This is a genomic window from Amycolatopsis sp. NPDC023774 (genome assembly GCF_040639695.1).
GTDB lineage: Bacteria > Actinomycetota > Actinomycetes > Mycobacteriales > Pseudonocardiaceae > Amycolatopsis.
This window is the reverse complement of the sequence record NZ_JBFAAJ010000011.1, coordinates 53691-74780: the sequence shown is the minus strand read 5'-3', so window position 1 is coordinate 74780 and position 21090 is coordinate 53691. Positions and strand designations below refer to the sequence as shown.

At 70.9% G+C, this 21090-nt stretch carries 14 protein-coding genes and 1 pseudogene; 7 read left to right on the top strand and 8 right to left on the bottom strand.

The window, feature by feature from the left end; translation table 11 throughout:
* Positions 1-2 precede the first annotated feature (2 nt).
* On the top strand, positions 3-179 hold the full coding sequence (locus tag AB0F91_RS23195) for a DUF397 domain-containing protein (RefSeq protein ID WP_360600344.1): 177 nt from the start codon (positions 3-5) through the stop codon (positions 177-179).
* Positions 180-243: 64 nt separating this feature from the next.
* Here the strand turns inward: AB0F91_RS23195 and AB0F91_RS23190 are convergent, their stop codons facing one another.
* Complete coding sequence (locus tag AB0F91_RS23190) at positions 244-2616, bottom strand: GH92 family glycosyl hydrolase (protein WP_360600342.1); 2373 nt, start codon at positions 2614-2616, stop codon at positions 244-246.
* 170 nt (positions 2617-2786) lie between these two features.
* On the bottom strand, positions 2787-3818 hold the full coding sequence (locus AB0F91_RS23185; RefSeq protein WP_360600340.1) for a hypothetical protein: 1032 nt from the start codon (positions 3816-3818) through the stop codon (positions 2787-2789).
* 661 nt (positions 3819-4479) lie between these two features.
* Here AB0F91_RS23185 and AB0F91_RS23180 point away from each other — a divergent pair.
* Both AB0F91_RS23180 and AB0F91_RS23175 read left to right on the top strand, forming a co-directional pair.
* Positions 4480-5400: an ABC transporter substrate-binding protein gene (locus AB0F91_RS23180; protein WP_360600338.1), complete on the top strand. Its 921-nt coding sequence runs from the start codon at positions 4480-4482 to the stop codon at positions 5398-5400.
* 940 nt (positions 5401-6340) lie between these two features.
* Positions 6341-7648 carry an LLM class flavin-dependent oxidoreductase gene (locus AB0F91_RS23175; protein WP_360600336.1) on the top strand — a complete coding sequence of 436 codons (1308 nt, stop codon included), beginning with the start codon at positions 6341-6343 and terminating at the stop codon, positions 7646-7648.
* 915 nt (positions 7649-8563) lie between these two features.
* Here AB0F91_RS23175 and AB0F91_RS23170 read toward each other — a convergent pair.
* Entirely contained in the window at positions 8564-9412 is an 849-nt protein-coding gene (locus AB0F91_RS23170) for a helix-turn-helix transcriptional regulator (RefSeq protein ID WP_360600334.1), read from the bottom strand.
* A 101-nt stretch (positions 9413-9513) separates the two neighbouring features.
* Between AB0F91_RS23170 and AB0F91_RS23165 the strand changes: the two genes are divergently transcribed.
* Positions 9514-10293 carry an SDR family NAD(P)-dependent oxidoreductase gene (locus tag AB0F91_RS23165; RefSeq protein ID WP_360600332.1) on the top strand — a complete coding sequence of 260 codons (780 nt, stop codon included), beginning with the start codon at positions 9514-9516 and terminating at the stop codon, positions 10291-10293.
* On the opposite strand, the gene AB0F91_RS23160 is transcribed toward AB0F91_RS23165, so the two are convergent.
* Complete coding sequence (locus AB0F91_RS23160; RefSeq protein ID WP_360600330.1) at positions 10242-11243, bottom strand: RNA polymerase subunit sigma-70; 1002 nt, start codon at positions 11241-11243, stop codon at positions 10242-10244. The two genes, AB0F91_RS23165 and AB0F91_RS23160, sit on opposite strands and share 52 nt — an antisense overlap.
* A gap of 104 nt (positions 11244-11347) precedes the next feature.
* Between AB0F91_RS23160 and AB0F91_RS23155 the strand changes: the two genes are divergently transcribed.
* Positions 11348-12253 (top strand): SDR family oxidoreductase, encoded by a 906-nt coding sequence (locus AB0F91_RS23155; RefSeq protein WP_360600328.1) that lies wholly within the window; start codon positions 11348-11350, stop codon positions 12251-12253.
* A 31-nt stretch (positions 12254-12284) separates the two neighbouring features.
* Here AB0F91_RS23155 and AB0F91_RS23150 read toward each other — a convergent pair whose 3' ends face one another.
* Positions 12285-13745 carry an amidohydrolase family protein gene (locus AB0F91_RS23150; RefSeq protein WP_360600326.1) on the bottom strand — a complete coding sequence of 487 codons (1461 nt, stop codon included), beginning with the start codon at positions 13743-13745 and terminating at the stop codon, positions 12285-12287.
* 568 nt (positions 13746-14313) lie between these two features.
* Between AB0F91_RS23150 and AB0F91_RS23145 the strand changes: the two genes are divergently transcribed.
* On the top strand, positions 14314-17541 hold the full coding sequence (locus AB0F91_RS23145; RefSeq protein WP_360600324.1) for a S8 family serine peptidase: 3228 nt from the start codon (positions 14314-14316) through the stop codon (positions 17539-17541).
* Here the strand turns inward: AB0F91_RS23145 and AB0F91_RS23140 are convergent.
* The 3 genes and pseudogenes from AB0F91_RS23140 to AB0F91_RS23130 form a co-directional block, all read right to left on the bottom strand.
* A pseudogene (locus AB0F91_RS23140) lies at positions 17538-18115 on the bottom strand (MIP/aquaporin family protein). The gene AB0F91_RS23145 and the pseudogene AB0F91_RS23140 overlap by 4 nt on opposite strands.
* Before the next feature lie 64 nt (positions 18116-18179).
* A complete protein-coding gene (locus AB0F91_RS23135; RefSeq protein ID WP_360600322.1) occupies positions 18180-18329 on the bottom strand; it encodes a hypothetical protein in 150 nt (49 codons plus the stop codon).
* Positions 18330-18485: 156 nt separating this feature from the next.
* Complete coding sequence (locus AB0F91_RS23130; RefSeq protein ID WP_360600321.1) at positions 18486-19634, bottom strand: ROK family transcriptional regulator; 1149 nt, start codon at positions 19632-19634, stop codon at positions 18486-18488.
* 145 nt (positions 19635-19779) lie between these two features.
* Here AB0F91_RS23130 and xylA point away from each other — a divergent pair, with 145 nt between their 5' ends.
* The gene (gene xylA / locus AB0F91_RS23125) at positions 19780-20928 is read left to right on the top strand and encodes a xylose isomerase (protein ID WP_360600319.1); all 1149 of its coding nucleotides are present in this window, start codon (positions 19780-19782) and stop codon (positions 20926-20928) included.
* Positions 20929-21090: the final 162 nt, after the last annotated feature.

Here is a 21090-nt window from a genome sequence, read left to right as displayed (position 1 = left end):
ACATGCAGACTGCCCGGTGGCGGACGTCGTCGTATAGCCAGCAGAATTCCGACTGCGTCGAGGTGGCCGTCTCGGAGGAGATCGGTGTCCGGGACACCAAAAATCGCGAAGCGGGACAACTCACCGTCTCGCGCGAAGCGTGGCAGGGCGTGCTCACCGCGTTGCAGGCGAAGCACTGAAGCAGTGAAGCAGCAGCACTGAAGTCCGGGGTTGCGGCCCTGTTGGACCGCAACCCCGGACTTGTCAGGCGCGCGCCACCGCCGGCGGACCGGCGTTGACGCCCCAGCTCGTCGGGGTGTCCGAGAGCTGAATCTTGATCGTTCCCGCGCGCAGCAGGTCCTTGTGCGACAACCAGCTCTGCCGCAGCTTGCCGCCATTGCCCGGGCCGTCGGTCTTGACCGAGGACACGTACTGCAGCTGGGAAGCGCTGGCGCCCGGGGCCTCGATGCTGATCGTGCGGCCGTGCTCGGGCCGGATCTCGACCTTGTCGAACATGGGCGCGGTGATCACATAGGTCGCGGAGCCGGGCTGGGCCTCGAAGATGCCGGCCATGGCGAAGACGAGCAGCGACGAGGTGGCGCCGAGGTCGTCGTTGCCGGGCATGCCGTAGACGTTGTCGGTGAAGAGCGTGCGCATGGCGCGCAGCACGGCCGACGTCTTCCACGGCGCGCCGGTCCACGTGTACACCCACGGGGCGGCGAAGTCGGGCTCGTTGTTGGGGTTGAAGGCGAAGTTGTTGTGGTAGTCGTAGGCGCCGGTCACCCAGGAGTCCGCGGCGGCCTTCGCCGGGTCCGTGAGCACGGTGGGCATGTCGAAGAACTTGTCGAGCCGCTGCTCGGCCTGCCCGGCGCCGCCCATCAGCCCGAAGAGGGTCTGCGGGTCCTGCTGGCCCATCCACTGGTACTGCCAGGCCGTGCCCTCGTGGAAGGCGTTGGTCTGCGTCGGGTCGGGGTTGCCGACCGTCGAACCGTCGGCGTTCTTCGGAACGGGGAAGCCGTTGAAGCCCTGGGAGGTGATCGTCGGGTCCCAGAGTTTGGTGAAGTTGTCACAGCGGCCGGCGAGAGTTTTCGCCTTGTCCTGGTAACCGAGCCCCGCCGCCATGGTGGACAGCGAACAGTCGCCCAGCGCGTACTCCAGCGTGGCGGAGCCGGCCTGGCGGCTGTCGCCGAACTTGTAGCCGGGCAGGTTCTGGTAGGCGACCCAGCCGTTCTGGACGTAGCTGGGGTTGCCGTCGCGGCCACGGAAGATCGACTGGTCGGCGGGGACCTCGTTGGCGTTCTTCCAGAGCGCGTCGAACAGGCCGTGGGCGGTGCGGTTGTCGAGCAGGCCGCGGTTGTAGATGTCCACGACCCAAGGGGTGATGGGGTCGCCGGACATCACGTTGGTCTCGCTGTTGCCGAGGCCCCAGCGTGGCAACCAGCCACCGTCGGAGTAGATGTGCAACACGGATTTGGCCATGTCGGCGGCCTTGTCCGGGTGCAGCAGGGCCACCAGCTGGTTCTGCGAGCGGTAGGTGTCCCAGAGCGAGAACATCTGGTAGTACGTCGAATCCGCCTTGTGCACCTGGTCGTCGAAGCCGCGGTAGCGGTTGTCCACATCGGACCCGATCGACGGGTGCAGCAGCGAGTGGTAGAGCGCGGTGTAATACGTACGCTGGTCAGGTGTCGTTCCACCAGCCACCCGCATGCGGTTGAGCTCGTCCTCCCAAGTGCTGTGTGCCTGGGAACGCGCCTTGTCGAAAGACTTCGGCTGCTCGGTCTTGCGGTTGAGCCGCGCGCCGTCGATCGAGGTGTAGGACAGGCCGACCGATGCGCCGACCTGGTCACCCTTGCTCGGGTCGAACGTCAGGTAGGCCCCGGCGCGCTTGGTGCCACGGGAGGCGTCGCGCTGGTTCGGGGTGAGCGTGCCGTCGGTCCAGGTGCCGAAGCTCTGGAACTTGCGGTCGAACTTGGCGCTGAAGAAGATCCGGTAGCGCTCCTTGCCGGTCTCGCCGCAGAAGTTCCCGCCCTGCAGCCAGCCTTCGACGGTGTCGTCGCCGACCACGTGGACGTCGCCGGCGTAGGTGGAGCCGTTGCTCTCGCCGACCTCGACGAGCACGTTCTCGGGTCCCGAGCCGGCGGGGTAGGTGTAGCGGTGCTGGCCGGTGCGCTGCGTCGCGGTGAGCTCGGCCTGGATGCCGTTGTCGAACTTCACGCCGTAGTAGCCGGGCGCACGGGTTTCGTTGGCGTGACTGAACTTCGCGCCGTACTGAGCCGGGTCCGACGACGTGACGGCCCCGGTGGTGGGCATGAAGCGGAAGTTGCCCATCGTCTGGCAGCCGACGCCCGAGAGGTGCGTGTGGCTGAAGCCGAGGATGGTGTCCTGCTTGTAGTCGTAGGAGGCGTACTGGTTCAGCTGGGTGTCGGGGCTCAGCTGCACCATCCCGAACGGCACCGCGGCGCCCGGGAACGTCGTCCCGTCGCCGTTGTTGCCGATGCTGGTGTCGACGAGCGTCGTCGGGTCGTCGGCGAACTTCGGGCCTTGCTGGGCCTGGGCTGTGGCCGCTGTGGTGGTGGCCGCTGTGGCCACTGCGGTGGTGAGCACCAAGGCGGCGAACACGCGTTTCCGCGCTCTCATCGCGTTCCTTTCGGCGTGACAACGTTGTCAGATCGGGGTGTCTACGATCTTTGTCCGCTCGGTGCACTTCCGTCAATCCACCGCCTGTACCAGTGACCGATTCACCAGGTAGCTGAATCGGTTCCGGTGGTGCAGACCACTGACACCATTGTCAGGCTCCCTCCGGCAGCTCAGTGCCAGGCTTCCGGCCCGGTCCGCACCACCGTGTCCCGGTCCGCCGCCTCCTCGATCGCCAGCGCGATCCGGTGGTCCTCGATCCCGTCGGCCAGCGGATACGGCGGCGGGCCTTCGCCGCGGACCCAGGCGCCGGTGTCGGCCAGCAGGGTGGCGATGGCGATCTCCTCGTCGTTCCAGCGGCGGCCCTGGTACGGGTTCCGGTACAGGACCTCGGAGCCGAACGTGAGGTGGTCGGTGTCGAAGCCGTCGAGGTCGAGGTCGTAGCCGGTCTGGCGGCGGACGATCGGGGTGTGGGCGATGGTGCGGTCGCCGGTCAGCCGCAGGACGTCCTGGTCGGCCAGCTCGCCGCGGGTGCCGCGGACCAGCAGGCGGCGGTGCAGGAGCTGGTTGTGCCACTGGTTGTCGGTGAAGTCGTAGACGCCGAGGCCCTCCGCGAAGACCACCGTGGCGAACGTGGTGACCGCGGGCTTGGTCTCGACGACGTCCGCCCAGCCGGCGCGCGAGAGCGGGTCCGCCAGCAACGCAGTGGTTCGGGTGGCCCGCACCTCGACCGGGCCGCGGCCGGCGCCGAGGAAGGTCCGCATCGACGACACGGCGTGGTACTGGTGCGTGGAGGACACGTCGACGCGCGTGATGTCACCGATGACCCCCGACCGGGCGAGTGCGATGCGCGCCGCGTGGGCGGGCATCCGGCTGTACTGCTCGGCGACCTGGACCAGACCACTCTTGCCGACGTCGTGCCACAGCGCCCGGAGGCCGTCCAGGTCCGGCGCGGGCGGCGTCTCCGCGAGCACCGGCACCCCCCGGCCCACCAGCTCCCGGATCAGGCCCGGCGTCACGTGCCACGGCACCGACGTCACCACGAAGTCGGGCTTCTGCGCGAGGCAGTCGTCGAGTGAAGTGAACACCGGCACCGGCAGGTCCTTCGGGCTGCGCGACACCACGCCGAGGCAGTCGAGCTCGTCCGCGAGCCGCCAGAAGTACTCCGCACGCCAGCCGGACCCCACGATCGCGTAACTCGTCACGTGATCAACGTATCCCTCTCGCGGGTGCGACGACCATGGGAAGCGGACCTGTTCGCGGCCGACAGCCCGGCTGTGGTGCCGGGCCCGTCGTCGGGCGGCTGCCTGCTCGGGCCGCGCGTGGCTCCGGCGCTCGGGTATCGCGTGGGCACGGCGAGAACCCGCCGTTCGTCAGCGCCGCTGGCGTGGCCTTCCGGCGGCGAGCCTCGCCAGCAGTCCGGCGCCGGAAACCACGAATACGGCCAGCGGAACCGGACGTACTCCCCGCCGGTCAGCGTGACGATCAAGGCCGCGACCCCTGCGGCCGGCACCAGCACCGTTCGAGTCTGCACCACACTGGCGAGGAACCCGGCTGCGCACATCGGCCACCCCCTCGACCGGTCTCTCACTGATGGAACACCGTCCCCCGCGTCCCGTGCGGGCCGGACGGCTTCCGAGGAGCAGTCTGGCCGCCGAGCGACCGCGTCCTGCCGGGGTGCGTTCGCCGAGGGACCTCCGGTGACCATTCGGACAGACTTTTCTGGCCATCAGTCCGGAATACCCCGCTGTCCGCAGTGGACTGCACCGGTGTGTGATTCCCACGATGTGGTTTCTGTCGGTGCCCGTCTATAGGGTCCCAGTGATCGGTCACCAGGACCGTTCTCGACCCGAGGAGTGTGGGCACGTGCGCTGGACCCGGACCATCCGAGCGGCCGCGCTGCTGGCCGTGGCGGCGCTGGGCCTCACAGCCTGCGGTGGCGGCGGCAGTGACCAGCCGGCTGCGCAGAGCAAGGGCGGGGCGCCGATCGTGGTGGCGTCGTTCAACTTCACCGACAGCCAGATTCTCGCGGAGATCTACGCGGGCGCGCTGGAGGCGAAGGGCTACCCGGTCACGCGGAAGCTGAACCTGGGTTCGCGCGAGCTGATCTACCCGTCGCTGAAGAAGGGTGAGCTGCAGTTCGTGCCGGAGTACCAGGGCGCGGCCATCGCGACCGGCTTCGGCAAGGACGCGGTGAAGGACGCGGCCGGGGAGCACAGCCAGCTGGCCGCGCTGTTCAAGCCCGAGGGCATCGGCCTGCTGAACTACGCGCCGGCCGAGGACAAAGACGTCTACATCGTGAAGGCCGACCTGGCGAAGTCCAAGGGGCTGGCCACGATCGGCGACCTGAAGAAGCTCGACAAGGTCGTGATGGCGGGCGGTCCGGAGTGCGAGACGCGGCTGCCGTGCTTCAAGGGCTTCCAGGACGTGTACAAGCTCACGAACGCGACGTTCAAGACCGTGCAGGAAATCGGCCCGCGGGTGCAGGAGCTCGAGTCGGGCGGCGCGACTGTGATCCCGGTCGACTCGGTGAGCCCGGTCGCCGGCGACTCGAAATACGTGGTGCTGAAGGACGACCTCGCGATCGAGCCGACGGAGAACGTCGTGCCGGCGGTGAGCCAGAAGGTGCTCGACGAGCGGGGCGCGGACTTCGCGGCGGCGGTCAACGCCGTCAGCGCGAAGTTGACCACCGCCGAGCTGCGCGACCTCAACAGCCGCGTCGACTCCGACGGTGAGCCTGCCGCCGACGTGGCGAAGGACTGGCTGAAGCAGCAGGGCCTGGCCTGAGGTTCGGTCCGTGGGCGGTTGCGGTCGATGCCTCCTCTCTGTGGCGCGGACGCCACGCGTCGGAGGGCCCGGCCGCTGCTGCGCCCCGGGCGAGCCCCTGGCGAACCCGTCCGAACGGCCCGACGGCCGCCACGAGGACCGGGCGCCACGCCGAACGGCCGGCGCGGCCGCCCAGCCGACTGCGGTGGCGCCGGCGAGCCCGACCACACGACCCCCACGGCCGCGTCAAGGTGCGATCAGGTCAGCACACCCCCGGACCGACCACGGCAGCACCCACCACGAACTTCACCGCGACAACCCCACCTGCCCGAGCTGCGGCGAGATACGGCCCGGCCACCAACGCGGCCGACCGTCGACAGCGAAGGCACCCGCCCGCCACGGCCGCGGCGAGGTGCGATCACGAGCAGCACACCCCCGACCGACCAACGCCAGCACCACGAACCCCACCTCGACAAAACCCACGCACCCGAGCTACGGCGGGGGTGTGCTGGCGTGATCGCACCTCGCCGCCGTGGGGGTCGGCGGTTGGGCTTGTGGGTGGGTGCCTTCGCTGCGACCGACCACACCAGCACCCACCCCAAATTCCACCGCGACAACCCCACCCGACCGACAACCCCGCAGCCGCGGCGAGATGCGACCCGGCCACCGAAGCGGCCAGCCGACGGCAGCGAACCCACCCGCAAGCCCACCCCAAACCCCACCGCGACATCCCACCCGACCGACACCCCCGCAGCCGCGGCGAGACGCGGCCCGGCCACCGAAGCGGCCAGCCGACGGCAGCGAACCCACCCGCCCGCAAGCCCACCCCGGCTTCCCGGCCGAGCTGCGCACGGCTGCCGCGCAGCACAGCCGACCGGGAAGCCACTCGCCGAAGCTTTGACCCGCCGCGGTGAGCCGGAACCACAACACCCGTGACAACACTGCTTGAGGAGCCCAGCTCATGAGCGCGCGACCGCTGCACTTCAACGCCTTCATCTGGCCCAACGGCTACCACGAATCAGCGTGGCGGGTGGTCGACGACGACGTACGCGGGGTCCTCGGCCTGCCCTACTACGCGGACATCGCCCGCACGGCCGAGCGCGGTCTGCTGGACACGATCTTCCTCGCCGACAACATCGCCATCCCCGAGTACCGCGTGGCGCACTTGCCGCAGACGCAGTTCGATCCGATCTCCGTCCTCTCCGCGCTGGCGGCGGTCACCAGCCACATCGGGCTGATCGGCACGGGGTCCACCACGTACAACAAGCCGTGGGAGCTGGCACGGCGGTTCGCGACGCTGGATCACCTCAGCGGGGGCCGGGCGGGGTGGAACATCGTCACCACCGTGACGTCGCTGGCAGCGGCCAACTTCGGCGAGGCCGCGCATCCCGATCACGCCGACCGGTACGCGCGGGCGCACGAGTTCGTCGACGTCGTCACACGGGCGTGGGACAGCTGGGAGGACGGCGCCCTGGTGGGCGATCGGCCCGACGGCGTGTGGGCGGACCGCGCCAAGCTGCACGCGCCGCGGTTCCACGGGGAGTTCTACGACGTCGAGGGCATCCTGCCGTTCCCGCGGTCGCCGCAGGGGTGGCCGGTGCTGGTGCAGGCGGGGCAGTCGTCGGCGGGGATCGGGTTGGCGGCGCGGTTCGCGGAGCTGGTGTTCTCGGGGCCGCCGTCGTTGGCGGCGGCCGTGAAGTTCCGCACCGATCTGCACGCGCGGGCCGCGGCGGTCGGACGGGCACCCGAGCAGGTGCTGGTCCTGCCGGCGTTGATGATCACGCTCGGCGCCACCGAGGCTGCCGCACAGGAAAAGGCCCGACGGCTGGAAGACCTGTCCAGCGAGGAGTTCCGGTGGCAGAACGTGCTCTACACCGCCGGGCTCGATCCGGACGCGTTCGACCCGGACGCGCCGTTGCCCGCGGAGCTGCTCGACGCGCCGGCGGCGTCGAGCCGGGCGGCGCAGCTCGTCGAGGCGGCCCGCGCCGAGCCGACCGCGACGCTGCGAAAGCTGACCTCGGCCATGAAAAGCGGTGCCGGTCAGTACCACTTCGTCGGCACGCCGGAGCAGCTGGCCGACCACATCCTCACCTGGCAGGACGCGGGCGCGGTCGACGGCTTCACGATCATGGGCTCCACTCTCCCCTACGAGCTGACCACCTTCGTCGACCACGTGGTGCCGCTGCTTCAGGCGAAGGGCCGCTTCCGCACGGAGTACACCGGCTCGACTCTGCGCGAACACCTCGACCTGCCCCGGCCCCGGGGCTGACGCGGAGATGGGCGGCGGAAGCCACCGGCCCATCCGCCGCCGCGACTGTGATCGTGAGAAACCGCGTTGGAACAACGGAAGGCGCCGAACTACAGCATGAAGGCTGCCCGCCGGGCGGCCACCCGGTGAACTCCTGTCGAGAGGTCTTCGGGTGGCCGGGCCCGGGCCGCAGAATCTGCTCGTGACCCCACGTTTCGCCGGGCATCTGCGCACTGTGCTGCTCTCTGCCTGCGGCGGTGGTGTGGTTCAGGTCGATGCGCATGCGGGTCATCGGCGGCCGTTCCCAGCCGGCGGTCCGCAGCCACTCACCGAGGCGGCTGGAGCGGCCCTGGCGTCGACGACGAAATCGGCCGCCACGCGCCCGCCCTCGTACTGGACGGCCGCGACCGCGGTGTGCGAGAACTCCAGCCCCCGTCACGCGCGCGACGACCGACCGGACGTTCGGCTACGCCGGCGTGCGTTCCCGGATCTGAGCTTCGAGGAACGGCCGGCTGCTGCTGAGCATGTCGGTGGCCGAGCCGACGATCTTGCGCACGCCGTCGGAATACGTGCTGCGCAACCGCGCCGGCGCGGGCCGCGCCCCCGGCCGCCACGGCCTTCTCGGTGAAGCCGGGGAACCACCGTTCGAGCCGGCGCAGCCCGGCCGACAGCGGCACGTGCGTCTGCGACCCCTGCGGCGCCCTCGGCCGCGCCGGGCCCGGGGTCGTCGCGCTCCAGCACCACGACCCCCTCGGCGTGGTCCGCCGGCGCCCGCGCCGCGAGCAACCCGGCGACACTCCCGCCCAGCACCACGGCGGTCTTCACCGCCGGTCCCGCCACCGGCGTGCGGGTATCACTCAACCGCGCGAAAACCTCAGCGGGCGACGTCCTCGTTTCCTCCCCCAGGCTCGAAAACCACGGACACCCGCGAACCGATCAACGAGCCGGAGCGGGGAACTGCTCGTGCCCCAGCACGCCGAGCAGCTGGATCTTCTCCGCCGCCTCGGTCCGCGTCGCCGCCGTGAGCACCAGCAGCGACTGCGACCAGTCCTCCGTGAACAACGCCTGGCAGTCCACCTCGATGGCCCCCAGCTGAGGGTGGATCAACGTCTTGTGGTCCTCGAACCGCCGTGCCACCTCGTGCCGTTCCCACAGCTCGGCGAACTCCGCGCTCTCCTGCTGCAACGCGCGCACCAGCTCACCGGCCCGGGAACGCGGCCCCATCGAGCCATACGCGGCGCGCAGGCCCGCGACTTGGGCGCGGCTCTGGCGGGCGCGGTCGTCGGCCGGGTAGATGAGGCGCTCGCCGGGGTCGGTGAACCAGCGGTAGATGCCGCTGCGGGCGAGGCCGGTGTGGTGGGAGTGAGCGCCGTAGAGGGCGTCGGCGAAGCGGTTCTGCGCGAGGACCTCGCCGAGGTTCGACAGGATCAGCGCGGGCGTGTCGTCGAGCCGGTCGAGGACCCGCAGCAACGCGGGCGCGACGTGGGTGGCGACGGTCGCGGCCGAAGGCGCGTTGCGGCCGGAGATCTGGAACAGGTAGTCGCGCTCGCCGGCGTCCAGGCGCAGTGCTCGGGCCAGCGACGCGAGCATTTGCTCGCTCGGCTGCGGGCCGCGCCGCTGTTCGAGCCGCGTGTAGTAGTCGGTGGACATGGCGGCCAGCGACGCGACCTCCTCACGCCGCAGCCCGGGAGCGCGGCGACGCGCGCCCGCGGGCAGCCCGACGTCCTCAGGTTGCAGTGCCTCCCGGCGCCGGCGCAGGAACTCCGCCAGTGTCGAACGATCCATGACACTCAGTATCCGGGCCGCGCCGGGCGCGAACCAGGGATCGCCGATCCCCCGATGAGCGATCTCTGCACCTCGGCCTGGCGAAGCGCGAAGGTCGGGGCATGGACATCAGCGGAAACACCATTTTCATCCCCGGCTCGACCAGCGGCATCGGCCTGGCCCTCGCGCTGGAGCTGCAGGCCAGGGGCAACACCGTGATCATCGGCGGCCGCCGCACCGAGCTGCTGCGCGAGATCGCCGCCCGGCACCCCGGCCACGGCGCCGCGAAGATCGACACCGTGCAGATCGACACCACCGACCCCGCGAGCATCGATGCCGCCGCCAAGGAGGTGCTCGCGAACCACCCCGACCTCAACGTGCTGGTCACCATGTCCGGCATCATGCGGGTGGAGGACTGGCACCGGCCCGAGTCGTTCCTCGCCTCGGCCGAATCCGTCGTGACCACCAACGTGCTCGGCCCGATCCGCCTCATCGCCGCCTTCGTGGAGCACCTGCAGACCCGTCCGGACGCGACGATCATGACCGTCTCCTCCGGTCTCGCCTTCACGCCGCTGAAGGTGACGCCGAGCTACAACGCGTCGAAGGCGGCCATCCACATGCTCAGCGAATCGCTGCGCCTGCAGCTGGCCGACACGTCGGTGCAGGTCCTGGAGCTCGAACCGCCGTCCGTGCGGACGGACCTGCTCCCCGGCCAGGCCGACAACGACCACGCCCAGCCGCTCGACGAGTTCGTCAGCGAGGTCATGAACCTCATCGAGACCCAGCCGGACGCCCGCGAGATCCAGGTCGAGCGCGTCAAGTTCCTCCGCTACGGCGAAGCCCGTGGCGACTACGACCAGGTCGTCGCTGCGGTCAACGCCTCCGACCCGCACGGCGACTGAGCCACGGCGCGCTCGACCGGGAGCCCGAACAGGCCGAACAGCCGCGGCTCGAGGTGCGCCTCGAGCGCGGCGACCCGGTCGCCGGCGACCTCGACGACCAGCACCGCGAAGGCCCGCAAGCCGCCCTCGTCGTGGTAGATCGCGAAGGCGGGCGAACCGTTCGCCTCGATCGGGACGAGCCGCGACGCACGGCAGGGGCTGTCCTCGCGCAGGAACCACCGCGAGATCTCGGCCCGGCCGGTGAGCCAGAGGCCGTAGGGCGGCATGGCGAGCGTGGCGTCGTCGTGGAGCAGAGCGGTGAGGGCGGGCACGTCGTAACGTTCGAAGGCCTCGACGAACCGGGCGAGCAGCGCGCGCTGGGTGTCGGTGAGCCCGGCCGCCGGCGCCGGGCGCTCGGCGAGGCGCCGCCGCGCGCGGCGCAGCAGGCCGTTCGCGGCGGCCACGGTGATGCCGAGGAACCCGGCTGTCTCGTCCGCGCTGAACTTCAGGACGTCACGCAAGATCAGCGTCGCGCGCTGCGGTGCGGAGAGCGTGTGCAGGGCGGTGACGAACGCGAGGCGCACCGATTCTCGCCGCACCACGGTTTCCGCCGGGTCGGCACCCGGCGGCAGGAGCCAGCGATCGGGTGCGGGACCGACCCACCTCGCCGGCTCTGGCAGGCCGAGCGGCGAACTCGCGTCGCCGGCCGCGGTAACGTCGACGGGGTGCTCCCGGCGAGGCCTGCGCCGGAGCTGGTCGAGGCAGACGTTCGTGGCGATGCGGAACAACCACACCCGCGGGGTGGCGGCGCCGGTGAAGCCGTCGCGCCCGCGCCAGGCCCGCAGCATCGTCTCCTGCACGGCTTCGTCGGCGTCGACCGCCGACCCGAGCATCCGGTAGCAGTAACCGAGCAGCTCCGGGCGGTGCCGGGCATCGAGAGCAGTCCAGTCGTCAAGGGTGTTCGGCGTCACAACTCCGGCAACGCGCCGGACCCCCGGTGGATTCCGCGGTCAGTTCGCGGGGAGCGCTTCGTCTACAGGGATCGAGAGGGAAATTCGACGAAGGAGTCACCCCCATGATCCTCATCACCGGCGGCACCGGACTCACCGGTTCGGCTGTCGTGCGCGAGTTCGTCCGGCGGGGCCACCCGGCGCGGGCCCTGGTCCGCAGGCCGCTGCCGGCGGTGCCCGGTATCTCCCCCGTCCACGGCGACCTGCTGGTGCCGGAGACGCTCGGCCCGGCACTCGACGGCGTCGACACGGCGGTCCTGATCTCCGGCGCGGACGGCCGGATGGCCGAAGCACAGGCCAACCTGATCGACGCCGCCGTGCGGTGCGGTGTCCGGCACGTGGTGAAGGTGTCCGGAATGGGCACGGACCCGGAATCGAATTTCCGGTTCGCGCGGCTGCACGCACGGATCGAGGAGCACCTGCGCGCGTCCGGCCTCGCCTGGACGATCCTGCGGCCGAGCCAGTTCATGCAGGTCTACCTGCGAGAAGTGCCGGCCATGCTCGCCGGCGGCGAGCTCGCTCTGCCCCTGGGCGCCACCCGCCTGGCCCCGATCGATGTCGAGGACATCGCGAAGGTCGTCTACGCCGCCGCCACCTCCGACGGCCACGAATCGGCCGTTCACGAGATGACCGGACCGCAGGCGCTGACCATGGCGGACGTCTGCGAGATCCTGACCGGCGTCGTGGGACGGCCGATCCGCTACGTCGACCTCTCCCCCGAGGAGCATCACCGCCGCGTCGTGGCGGCCGGCATCCCGGCGGAGTTCGCGGACGACCTCGCCGCACTCTTCCGCCTTCGCCGCACGGGAAGCCCGGAGTCCGTTGTGGACACCGCCGTGTTCTCGAAGCTCGGCCTCCGCCCGACGTCCTTCGCCGACTTCGCCGCCCGCGCGGCTCCGCTCTTCCGCGGTGAGGTGACGCCGGATCGGCTGTGGGCCTCGGGCTGGCAGGCCGGTACCGCCGCCCGCTGACGCGCCGGGCCGCCCCGCTCGCGGTGCCGCCTCACGCCAGGTGCGTCGGCTTCCCCGCCAGGATCGTCGCCGTCAGCGGCATGTCGCGCAGCTGCGCCGGGGACAGATGCGACGGATCGGCCGCCGTGATCATCAAGTCGGCGACGTCACCGACGGCGACCCCGCGGCGGCCGCCCGAAGCCGCGGCCAACGCGTCCGCCAGGGGGATCGCCTGCTCCGGGTGCCAGGCCGGCCGGTCGTCGTCCGTGCGGCCCACGGCGGCGGCGATCCCGTCCCACGGGTCCAGCGGCGCGACCGGCGCGTCGGAGCCGATTTCCAGGCGGGCGCCGGCTTCCAGCAGGGCGCGATAGGCGTAGGCGCGGTCCGTGCGGCCGTACCAGTGGCGGTCGGCGACGTCGCGGTCGTCGGGCTGGTGCGCGGGCTGCACGCTCGCCACGAGGTCCAGCCCGGCGAACCGCGGCACGTCGTCATACGACAACAGCTGCGCGTGCTCGATGCGGCCAGGACAGCCGACCGCCGCGAACGCGTCGAGGGCGATGGTGTTGGCCTTGTCGCCGATGGCGTGGACCGCCGGCACCAGGCCGTTGTCCCACGCCTGCCGCAGCAGGGACTCGAGCTCCGAAGGCGGAAGCTCGAGCAGGCCTGGGCAATCCGACTCCGGATAGGGGTCGTGGCAATACGCGGTGCGCGTGTTGAGCGAACCGTCCACGAACAACTTGAACGGCCCCACGCTCAGCAACCCGTCACCGGCCGGCAGCACGTCGCCGGTCCGGTGGCCACGGGAGACCGCGACCTCCAGCAGTGGCCGCGAGATCACACAGGACACCCGCGTCGCCGGCGCCACCGAAGCGACGCGGCGGGTCCAATCGGTGACCGTGTCGGCGTACTCGTAGTCCACGATCCCCGTCACACCACGGGAAGCCGCCGCACTGAGCGCGTCGGCGACCCAGCGGTCCTGCACGTCCGGTGCCCCCGACGGCAGGGCGGCGGTGGCGGTCATGCAGTCGTTGTCCAACAGCACGCCCGTCGGATGGTCGCGACCGATCAGCTTGAGCGCGGCCGGGCTGAGCCAGAGCGTGTGCAGATCCGCGCTGAACAACGCGACCGCGCGGCCCGGCAACGCGCGCTGCAGGAGATCCTTGTGCGGCTTGTCGGGCCAGAGCCCGTCGCGGAAACCGGCGCCGACGACGAGGTCACCCGGCTGGTCGGGCGTCTCCAGCAGCCGCAGCAGCAGCAGTTCCACCGCTTCCACCGCGGAACGCGCTTCCTCCAGCGGGATGCGCCGGCGGAAGGTGGCCCACTGCAGGGCGTGCACGTGGGCGTCGACAAGGCCCGGCAGGAGCGTGCCGCCGTGACCGTCGAGCACGCGCGCGGCGAAGCCCGAACCGGTGCCCGGCTCCTCGATGGCGGCCACCCGGCCGTCGTTCACGCGCACGTCGGCGAGCCCGCCGCCCAGCCCGACCCGCACCCGGCGGAGGAGGAGATCGTCCATCCACCCAGCCTGCCAGGCCGGTGCGAGGGAAGGGAATCACCGGCACGACGAGATCACCGTTATCCCGTCACTGCCCGAACGGGTGACGAATGTGAGATCCCGGGAATGCGCGGGTACTCCCGTAGTGTTGACAGAAGTACTCGGCAACCGTCGCCCGCCGAAGGGTCAGGGCCGGTCAGGGGCGCCGCCTTCACAAGCCGCGCAGGGTTCGACTCCCTCGGTTGCCACGAGCGAGTGGGCGGGATGTGTCCGCGGGAAGCGCGGACCGGCCTCGCTCGCCGTGTCTTCGGGGATGCAACCCCCGGCCCCGTCCGGAGAGCTTCGTCCCCGGACCCGACGGTCGTCACCTTTGGCCGGCCATCCTCGCTGGGCTGGGATTGCCTGGCGGAAGGACACACCGCCCTCGCCCGTCGTGGTTTCCGGGGCGGTGTGGCGCCATGCCCCAGGGGTGCAACCACCGGACCGCCAATGGTGGTCATCTCGTTAGGCCGTTCGTCTCACGTCGAATTGCGGCCGATAGGCTGACTGTCTGATTGATGCGGATGGTCCCGACCTGTGTACTGCTCCGATGACACAGCAGAGATCACGCTGGAGACGGCGGGCCGGGATCATCCTCCTCGCCACCGCCCTCGGCGTCGCCCCCGTCGGGGTGCCCGCTGCGCTCGCCGCGCAGCCTCCTTCTTCCCCCGGAAACGCCACCACCACTGACGGCAAGACCCTCGACGACTCCGACCGCGCGCTCGTCGCCGAGGCCCAGCGGGCCGGCAAACGCACCGTCACCCTGCTGGTCGCGGCCGAGCGCGGCCGCTCGAGCGCCGCCGTGAACGACCTCAAGGCCCTCGGCGGCGTGGTCGAGTCCACGGACGCGAAGCTCGACTACGTCAAGGTCTCCGTGCCCGTCGCGAACGCCGAGAAGGCCGCGAAGCTCAAGTCGGTCAACGCCGTGGACGTCGACGGCCTCATCCACCGCGACGACCCGAAGCCCGAAGGCGCGGCCAACCCGATCCCACAGCCGGCTCCGGGCAAGCACACCCCGCGCGTGAACCCGTACCTGCCCACCGGCGACACCTATGCCGCGCAGTTCGGCCAGACCTTCGGCGGCTGGGACGGCAAGGGCACCACCGTCGCCGTGCTCGACTCCGGCGTCGACCTCGACAGCCCCGCGCTGGCCAAGACCAGCAACGGCGACCGCAAGATCGTCGACTGGTACAACGCCAACGCCACCAACTCCGGCGACGGCACGTGGGTGCAGCAGTCCGCCCAGACCTACACCGGCACGTTCACCTCGAACGGCCGTGACTGGACCGCGCCCACCACCAGCGGCCCGTACACCTTCGGCCTGTTCAAGGAGACCGCGGGCGACCTCGGCGGCGCCAGCAGCGAGACCGGCGGCGACCTCGACCGCGACGGCGACCGCACCGACTCGTGGGGCGTGCTGCTCGACACCGCCACCAAGCAGGTGCGCGTGGACCTCGACGGCGACGGCGACTTCACCGACGAGAAGCCGATGTCCGACTACGCCAAGAACTTCGACGTCGGCTACTTCGGCACCGACAACCCGGCCACCGACCGCGCCGAGCGCATGGCGTTCGTGGTGCAGACCGACGAGCCGGGCTTCGTGAACATCGGCATCGCGGGCGCCGAGCACGGCACGCACGTGGCCGGCATCGCGACGGGCAACGACCTGTTCGGCGGCAAGATGGACGGTGCTGCCCCGGGCGCGAACGTGATGGCCGTGAAGGTCTGTCTCACCACGGACTCCTGCACCTCCAGCGGTCTGCTCGACGGCGTGGTCTACGCCGCGAGCCACGGCGCCGACGTCATCAACATCTCCATCGGCGGCCTGCCCGCGCTCAACGACGGCAACAACGCGCGCGCGGAGCTCTACAACCGCACGATCGCCGAGTACAACGTGCAGATCTTCATCTCCGCGGGCAACTCCGGCGCCGGCGCGAACTCGGTCGGCGACCCGTCGGTGGCCACGGACGCGATCAGCGTCGGTTCGTACATCACGCGCGAGACGTGGCTGTCGAACTACGGCTCCAAGGTGTCGAAGGCCGAGGCGCTGCACCCGTTCTCCTCGCGCGGCCCGCGGGAAGACGGCGGCTTCAAGCCGGACATCATCGCACCCGGCGCGGCGATCTCCACCGTGCCGCGGTGGGAGGCGCCGGGTCCGGTCGCGGGCACGTACGCGCTGCCCGCCGGGTACGCGATGCTGCAGGGCACGTCGATGGCCTCGCCGCAGGCGACGGGCGCGGCGGCTCTGCTGGTGAGCGCGTACAAGGCGACGCACCACGGCCAGCGGCCGCCGGTCGCGGCGCTGCGTTCGGCGATCAAGTCCACGGCGCGGTTCGTTCCGGGCATCGGCGCGTACGAGCAGGGCGCCGGGCTGTTCAACGTGCCGGCCGCGTGGGTCGCGCTGTCGCTGAATCCGAAGCCGGACGCGGTCACCACCGCCGTCGACGTGCACACCGTGCAGGCGAACCTGCTGAAGCCCACCCCGGGCGTCGGCGTCGGCATCCACGACCGCGAGGGCGTGACCGTCGGGAAGTCCTCCACGCGCACATACACGCTCACGCGCACGTCCGGTTCTTCTCGTCCGGTGGTGTATTTCGCACGCTGGGTGGGCAACGACGGAACATTCTCCTCGGGTTCCCTGGTGTCGTTGCCACTGAACAAGCCCGTTTCCTTCCCGGTGAAGGTGAACCCCAAACAGGCCGGTGCGCATTCGGCGCTGCTGTACCTGGACAACCCGCTGACGATCGGCGTCGACGTGCAGACCATGAACACGGTCTTCGCGCCGGCGGAGTTCGCCTCCTCGGGCGTCTTCACGGCCTCGGGCACCATCGCGCGCAACCAGTCGGTGAGCTACTTCCTGCGCGTGCCGCAGGGTGCGAGCTCACTGCAGGTGGACCTGACCGGCGGCGGTGACCCGGGCAAGGGCCAGGTGCGGTTCCTGCGCTACGACCCGACCGGCGTTCCGGTCGACAGCAACACCTCCACCAACTGCTACAACCCCGACGCGGGTGCGGGCTGCGTCGGTGGCACGCCGACCAGCCGCACGCTGACCAACCCGCTGCCGGGCGTCTGGGAGATCACGGTGGAGGCGCGGCGGACGTCCGATGTAGACACCGCACCGTACGAGCTGACGGTTTCCGCGCTGGGCACCGCGATCACGCCGAACCCGGACGACATCGCTTCGGCTCCGCTGGGTGCCGCGGTGGATCGCACGTACACGGTGAAGAACTCGCTGAAGGCGTTCACCGGGCACGTCGTGGGCAGCACGTTCGGCAGCGCGAAGATCACGCGGCCGACGATCGCCCAGGACGCCCAGCAGCAGACGCAACTGAGCGTGCTCCCCGGTTCCTCCTCGCTGACGGTGACGATCGGCAACACCGCCGACACCGCCGCCGACCTGGACCTGTCGGTGTACAACTGCAGCAGCGGTTCGTGCGTCCTCGCGGGCCAGAGCGCCGACGGTGACTCCGAGGAGTCGGTGACGATCCAGAACCCGGCCGCGGGCGGATGGGTCGCGGTCGTCGACGGGTACTCCGTGCCCACCGGGACCACGGCGTACGACTACCTGGACGTGTTCGTGAACCCGTCGTTCGGCGGCGTCACGGTGACCGACCCGGTCGCCGCGCACGCCTCCGGCACCACGTGGACCGTGCCGGGTGTCGTGACGGCCTCGGCCGCTCCGGGCGCCGGCCGCGTGCTGCGCGGTCAGCTCTCGGTGGTCGACGACGCGGGCGCGACCGTGGGCAGCGGCATCGTGCTGGTGCGCGCGGTGAGCTAAGCGCTCTCCGGGGAGTGCGGTGCAGCCGCCGCGCTCCCCGGAAGTACGCCTTGCGCCGCCTTCTCCCCGCTCCGGCCGCCGCCCGGGCCCCGCAGGACGTAGGCGATCCCCACCGCGATGACGCCGCCGGCGATCGGGCCGACGAGGTAGGCCCACCACGACGTCCAGTCGCCCAGCACCAGCGCGGGCCCGCGCGAGCGCGCCGGGTTCATCGACGAACCACTCACCGTCGCTCCCCACAACCCGGCAACGCGATGTAGCTGCCCACCGGGATCGCGGCCAGCGGTCCGACCTGCTGGGCTCTTGATGAGCTGCCCAGGATCACGCTCACGAGCCCCACCGTCAGCACGAGTTCCCACAGCATCGCCGTGACCGTGCCGATCCCGCTGCCGGGCAGGGTCAGGCCCGCGCTGCCCTGCTTGCCGAGCAACGCCCACAACAGGAGCGTGGCCGGCGCCGCGCCGACGAACTGGGCCACGAGGTAGGCCGGGACCCGTTTCCACGGGAAGTCGCCTCGCGCCGCGAACGCGAGGCTCACGGCTGGGTTGAGGTGGGCGCCGGACACTGTGCCCATCAACAGGATGATGGCGGCGGCCATCAACGCCGGCGCCACGACCCGCGCACCGGCCGGCACCGCGTCACCGCCGAACCACGCGTCCACCACCACCGCCGCCGACCGTGACCAGCACCAGGAAGAAGGTGCCGAGCACCTCGGAGAACAGTCGCCGCCCCTCGTAGCGCTCGTCCCAGAAGTCGAACTCGCCGGCCACGGAGTTCGGCTGGCCCATCGAGCGCAATGCCACTCGGTGTGGCGCACGCGCGACTGGTCGGGTGTCCGCACAGTCGGCTGGGCGGTCATCGAACACCTCGATTCGGCGGGACTTCGCCGTCATCGCCGGCCCGCCGGTGCCGAAGTCAGCTCACCCCCCGGGGATGAGCCGGGCTCACGCGCGGGTGAGGAACGGGCCCGGGTCGGCCAGCACGAGGTGGATGGTGCGGCCGGCCGCGCCGAGCGTGGCGGCGTCACCGCCCACAGTGGACGGTGCGAGCGTCGGGACCGAGCCGCGCAGCCGGCCCAGGCGGCCTGCCAGCACCGTTTCGGCGGCGGGAGCGAGCCACGGGAACAGCGGGGCGAAGACGCCGCCGAGCACCACGTGGTCGAGGTCGAGCAGGTTGACGGCCGAGGACAGTGCGAGGCCGAGCGCTTCGCCGGCCGAGGTGGTGGCCTTGGTGGCGGTGGGGTCGTCGGTGCCGAGGTTGCGCAGGAGCTCGCGGACACTGGCCACGCCCGCGGCTTCGAGCAGAGCTTCTTGCCCCGCATAGGTTTCCAGGCAGCCGGACGCGCCGCAGCGGCAGCGGGGGCCCGTCGGGGAGACGACGACGTGGCCGAGCTCCCCGGCGAGGCCGTGGGTGCCGGGGAACAACGCCGAGTCCACGACCAGGCCCGCGCCGATGCCGACCTCGCCGGAGACGAACAGGAAGTCGGGCGGGCCGGCACCGAACCAGAGCTCGCCCAGGGCGCCGAGGTTGGCCTCGTTGTCGAGGGTGACGGGCACGGGCAGGTGCAGCATGTCGGCGGCGCGGACGTCGCTCCAGCCGAGGTTGGGTGCACTGAACAGCACGCCGTCACCGACCGGGCCGGACACGGCGAGGACGGCGCCGGCGACGGTCAGGCCTCCGGCCGCGGCGAGCGCCGTTTCGGCGAGGTTTTGCAGCTCCCCCAGCACTTCTTCGGGGCGGGAACCGCGGTTGTCGCGCTCGCGGCGTTCGGTGAAGCGCACGGTGCGGGCGAGGTCGAGCAGGCAGACGGCGAGGTAGTCGACGTTGATCTCCAGCCCGAGCGACGCCACGCGCGCGCCGGACAGCACGACCTCGACTCCGGGGCGGCCGCGTTCGCCCGCGCGGGCCGGACCGGTCTCGGCGAGGAAACCGGCGTCGAGCAGGTCGCCGACGAGCTTCGACACGGTGGACTTGGTGAGACCGGTGAGCTCCGCGAGCGCCGCGCGGGTGAGTGGGCCGCGCGCGGCGACCTCGCGGAGCACCAGCTCGAGGTTGCGCGCGCGCATGGAGTCGTGCCGCACCGCCTGCGTCATCCCCGTGGCCTCCTCTCGGAACTGTACCGAGGCCCCGGTGAAGCGGTGGCCCTTGACGGGGGGGCCTCCGGAGCGCATATTTAGTCTACAACGTGAACTAAATAGTGCACTGGATTGATGCTGCACTGGATTGAAGGGGATCGTCATGACCGACTTCGCGCCCACTCCGGACGACAAGTTCTCGTTCGGCCTGTGGACCGTGGGCTGGCCGGCCGCCGACCCGTTCGGCGTGGCGACGCGGCCGGCGCTGGACCCGGTGGAGAGCGTGCACCGCCTCGCCGAGCTGGGCGCGTACGGCGTGTCCTTCCACGACGACGACCTGCTCGCCACCGAGCCCGACCGCGACACCGCGATCAAGAAGTTCAAGGCGGCGCTGGAGACTACGGGCCTGAAGGTGCCGATGGCGACCACCAACCTGTTCACGCACCCCGTGTTCAAGGACGGCGGCCTGACCAGCAACGACCGTGACGTCCGCCGGTACGCGCTGACGAAGGTCCGCCGCAACCTCGACCTGGCCGCGGAGTTGGGCGCCGCCACGTACGTGCTGTGGGGCGGCCGCGAAGGCGCCGAGTCCGACGCGGCCAAGGACGTGCGTGCCGCGCTGGACCGCTACAAGGAAGGCCTCGACCTCCTGGCCGACTACGCCGTGTCCCAGGGCTACGCCATCCGGTTCGCCCTGGAGCCCAAGCCCAACGAACCCCGCGGCGACATCCTCCTGCCCACGATCGGGCACGCGCTGGGCCTCATCTCGCAGCTGGAGCGCCCGGAGCTGTTCGGGCTCAACCCCGAGGTCGGCCACGAGCAGATGGCCGGTCTGAACTTCGTGCACGGCATCGCGCAGGCGCTGTGGCAGGGCAAGCTCTTCCACATCGACCTCAACGGCCAGCACGGCCCCAAGTACGACCAGGACCTCATCTTCGGCCACGGCGACCTGACGTCGGCGTTCTTCCTGGTGGACCTCCTGGAGAACGGCGGCTACGACGGCCCGCGGCACTTCGACTACAAGCCCCTGCGCACCGAGGACCCTTCGGACGTCTGGGACTCGGCCGCGGCGAACATGCGGATGTACTTGATCCTGAAGGAAAAGGCCGCCGCGTTCCGCGCCGACCCCGAGGTGGCTGCCGCGCTGTCGGCTTCGCGCGTTGACGAGCTGTCAGTGCCGACGGTCGCCCCTGGTGAAACCCTGGACGACCTGGCGGCCGACTCGTTCGACGTCGAGGCGGCCGGTAAGAGGGGTTACCACTTCACCCGGCTGAACCAGCTGGCGTTGGAGCACCTGCTCGGCACCCGGTGACGGCGCTGGGCGCTTCGATTCGCTGACTGCGCGACGATGGGGGCCGTGCCCGGGCTTGCCGGCCTGGGCACGGCCCCCCAACCGTCTGCGTAGGTGGGAACCGCAGGTACGAGCGCAGCCGCAGCGGCGGCCGAGGTCGCCGCGATGAACGGCGTTTGCTGG

Excerpts from the sequence above, each read along its gene's own strand:
- AB0F91_RS23195 (WP_360600344.1), top strand. The coding sequence starts at position 3 with ATGCAGACTGCCCGGTGGCGGACGTCGTCGTATAGCCAGCAGAATTCC.
- AB0F91_RS23190 (WP_360600342.1), bottom strand. The coding sequence starts at position 2,616 with ATGAGAGCGCGGAAACGCGTGTTCGCCGCCTTGGTGCTCACCACCGCA.
- AB0F91_RS23175 (WP_360600336.1), top strand. The coding sequence starts at position 6,341 with ATGAGCGCGCGACCGCTGCACTTCAACGCCTTCATCTGGCCCAACGGC.
- AB0F91_RS23170 (WP_360600334.1), bottom strand. The coding sequence starts at position 9,412 with ATGGATCGTTCGACACTGGCGGAGTTCCTGCGCCGGCGCCGGGAGGCA.
- AB0F91_RS23165 (WP_360600332.1), top strand. The coding sequence starts at position 9,514 with ATGGACATCAGCGGAAACACCATTTTCATCCCCGGCTCGACCAGCGGC.
- AB0F91_RS23155 (WP_360600328.1), top strand. The coding sequence starts at position 11,348 with ATGATCCTCATCACCGGCGGCACCGGACTCACCGGTTCGGCTGTCGTG.
- AB0F91_RS23150 (WP_360600326.1), bottom strand. The coding sequence starts at position 13,745 with ATGGACGATCTCCTCCTCCGCCGGGTGCGGGTCGGGCTGGGCGGCGGG.
- AB0F91_RS23145 (WP_360600324.1), top strand. The coding sequence starts at position 14,314 with ATGACACAGCAGAGATCACGCTGGAGACGGCGGGCCGGGATCATCCTC.
- AB0F91_RS23135 (WP_360600322.1), bottom strand. The coding sequence starts at position 18,329 with ATGGGCCAGCCGAACTCCGTGGCCGGCGAGTTCGACTTCTGGGACGAG.
- AB0F91_RS23130 (WP_360600321.1), bottom strand. The coding sequence starts at position 19,634 with ATGACGCAGGCGGTGCGGCACGACTCCATGCGCGCGCGCAACCTCGAG.
- xylA (WP_360600319.1), top strand. The coding sequence starts at position 19,780 with ATGACCGACTTCGCGCCCACTCCGGACGACAAGTTCTCGTTCGGCCTG.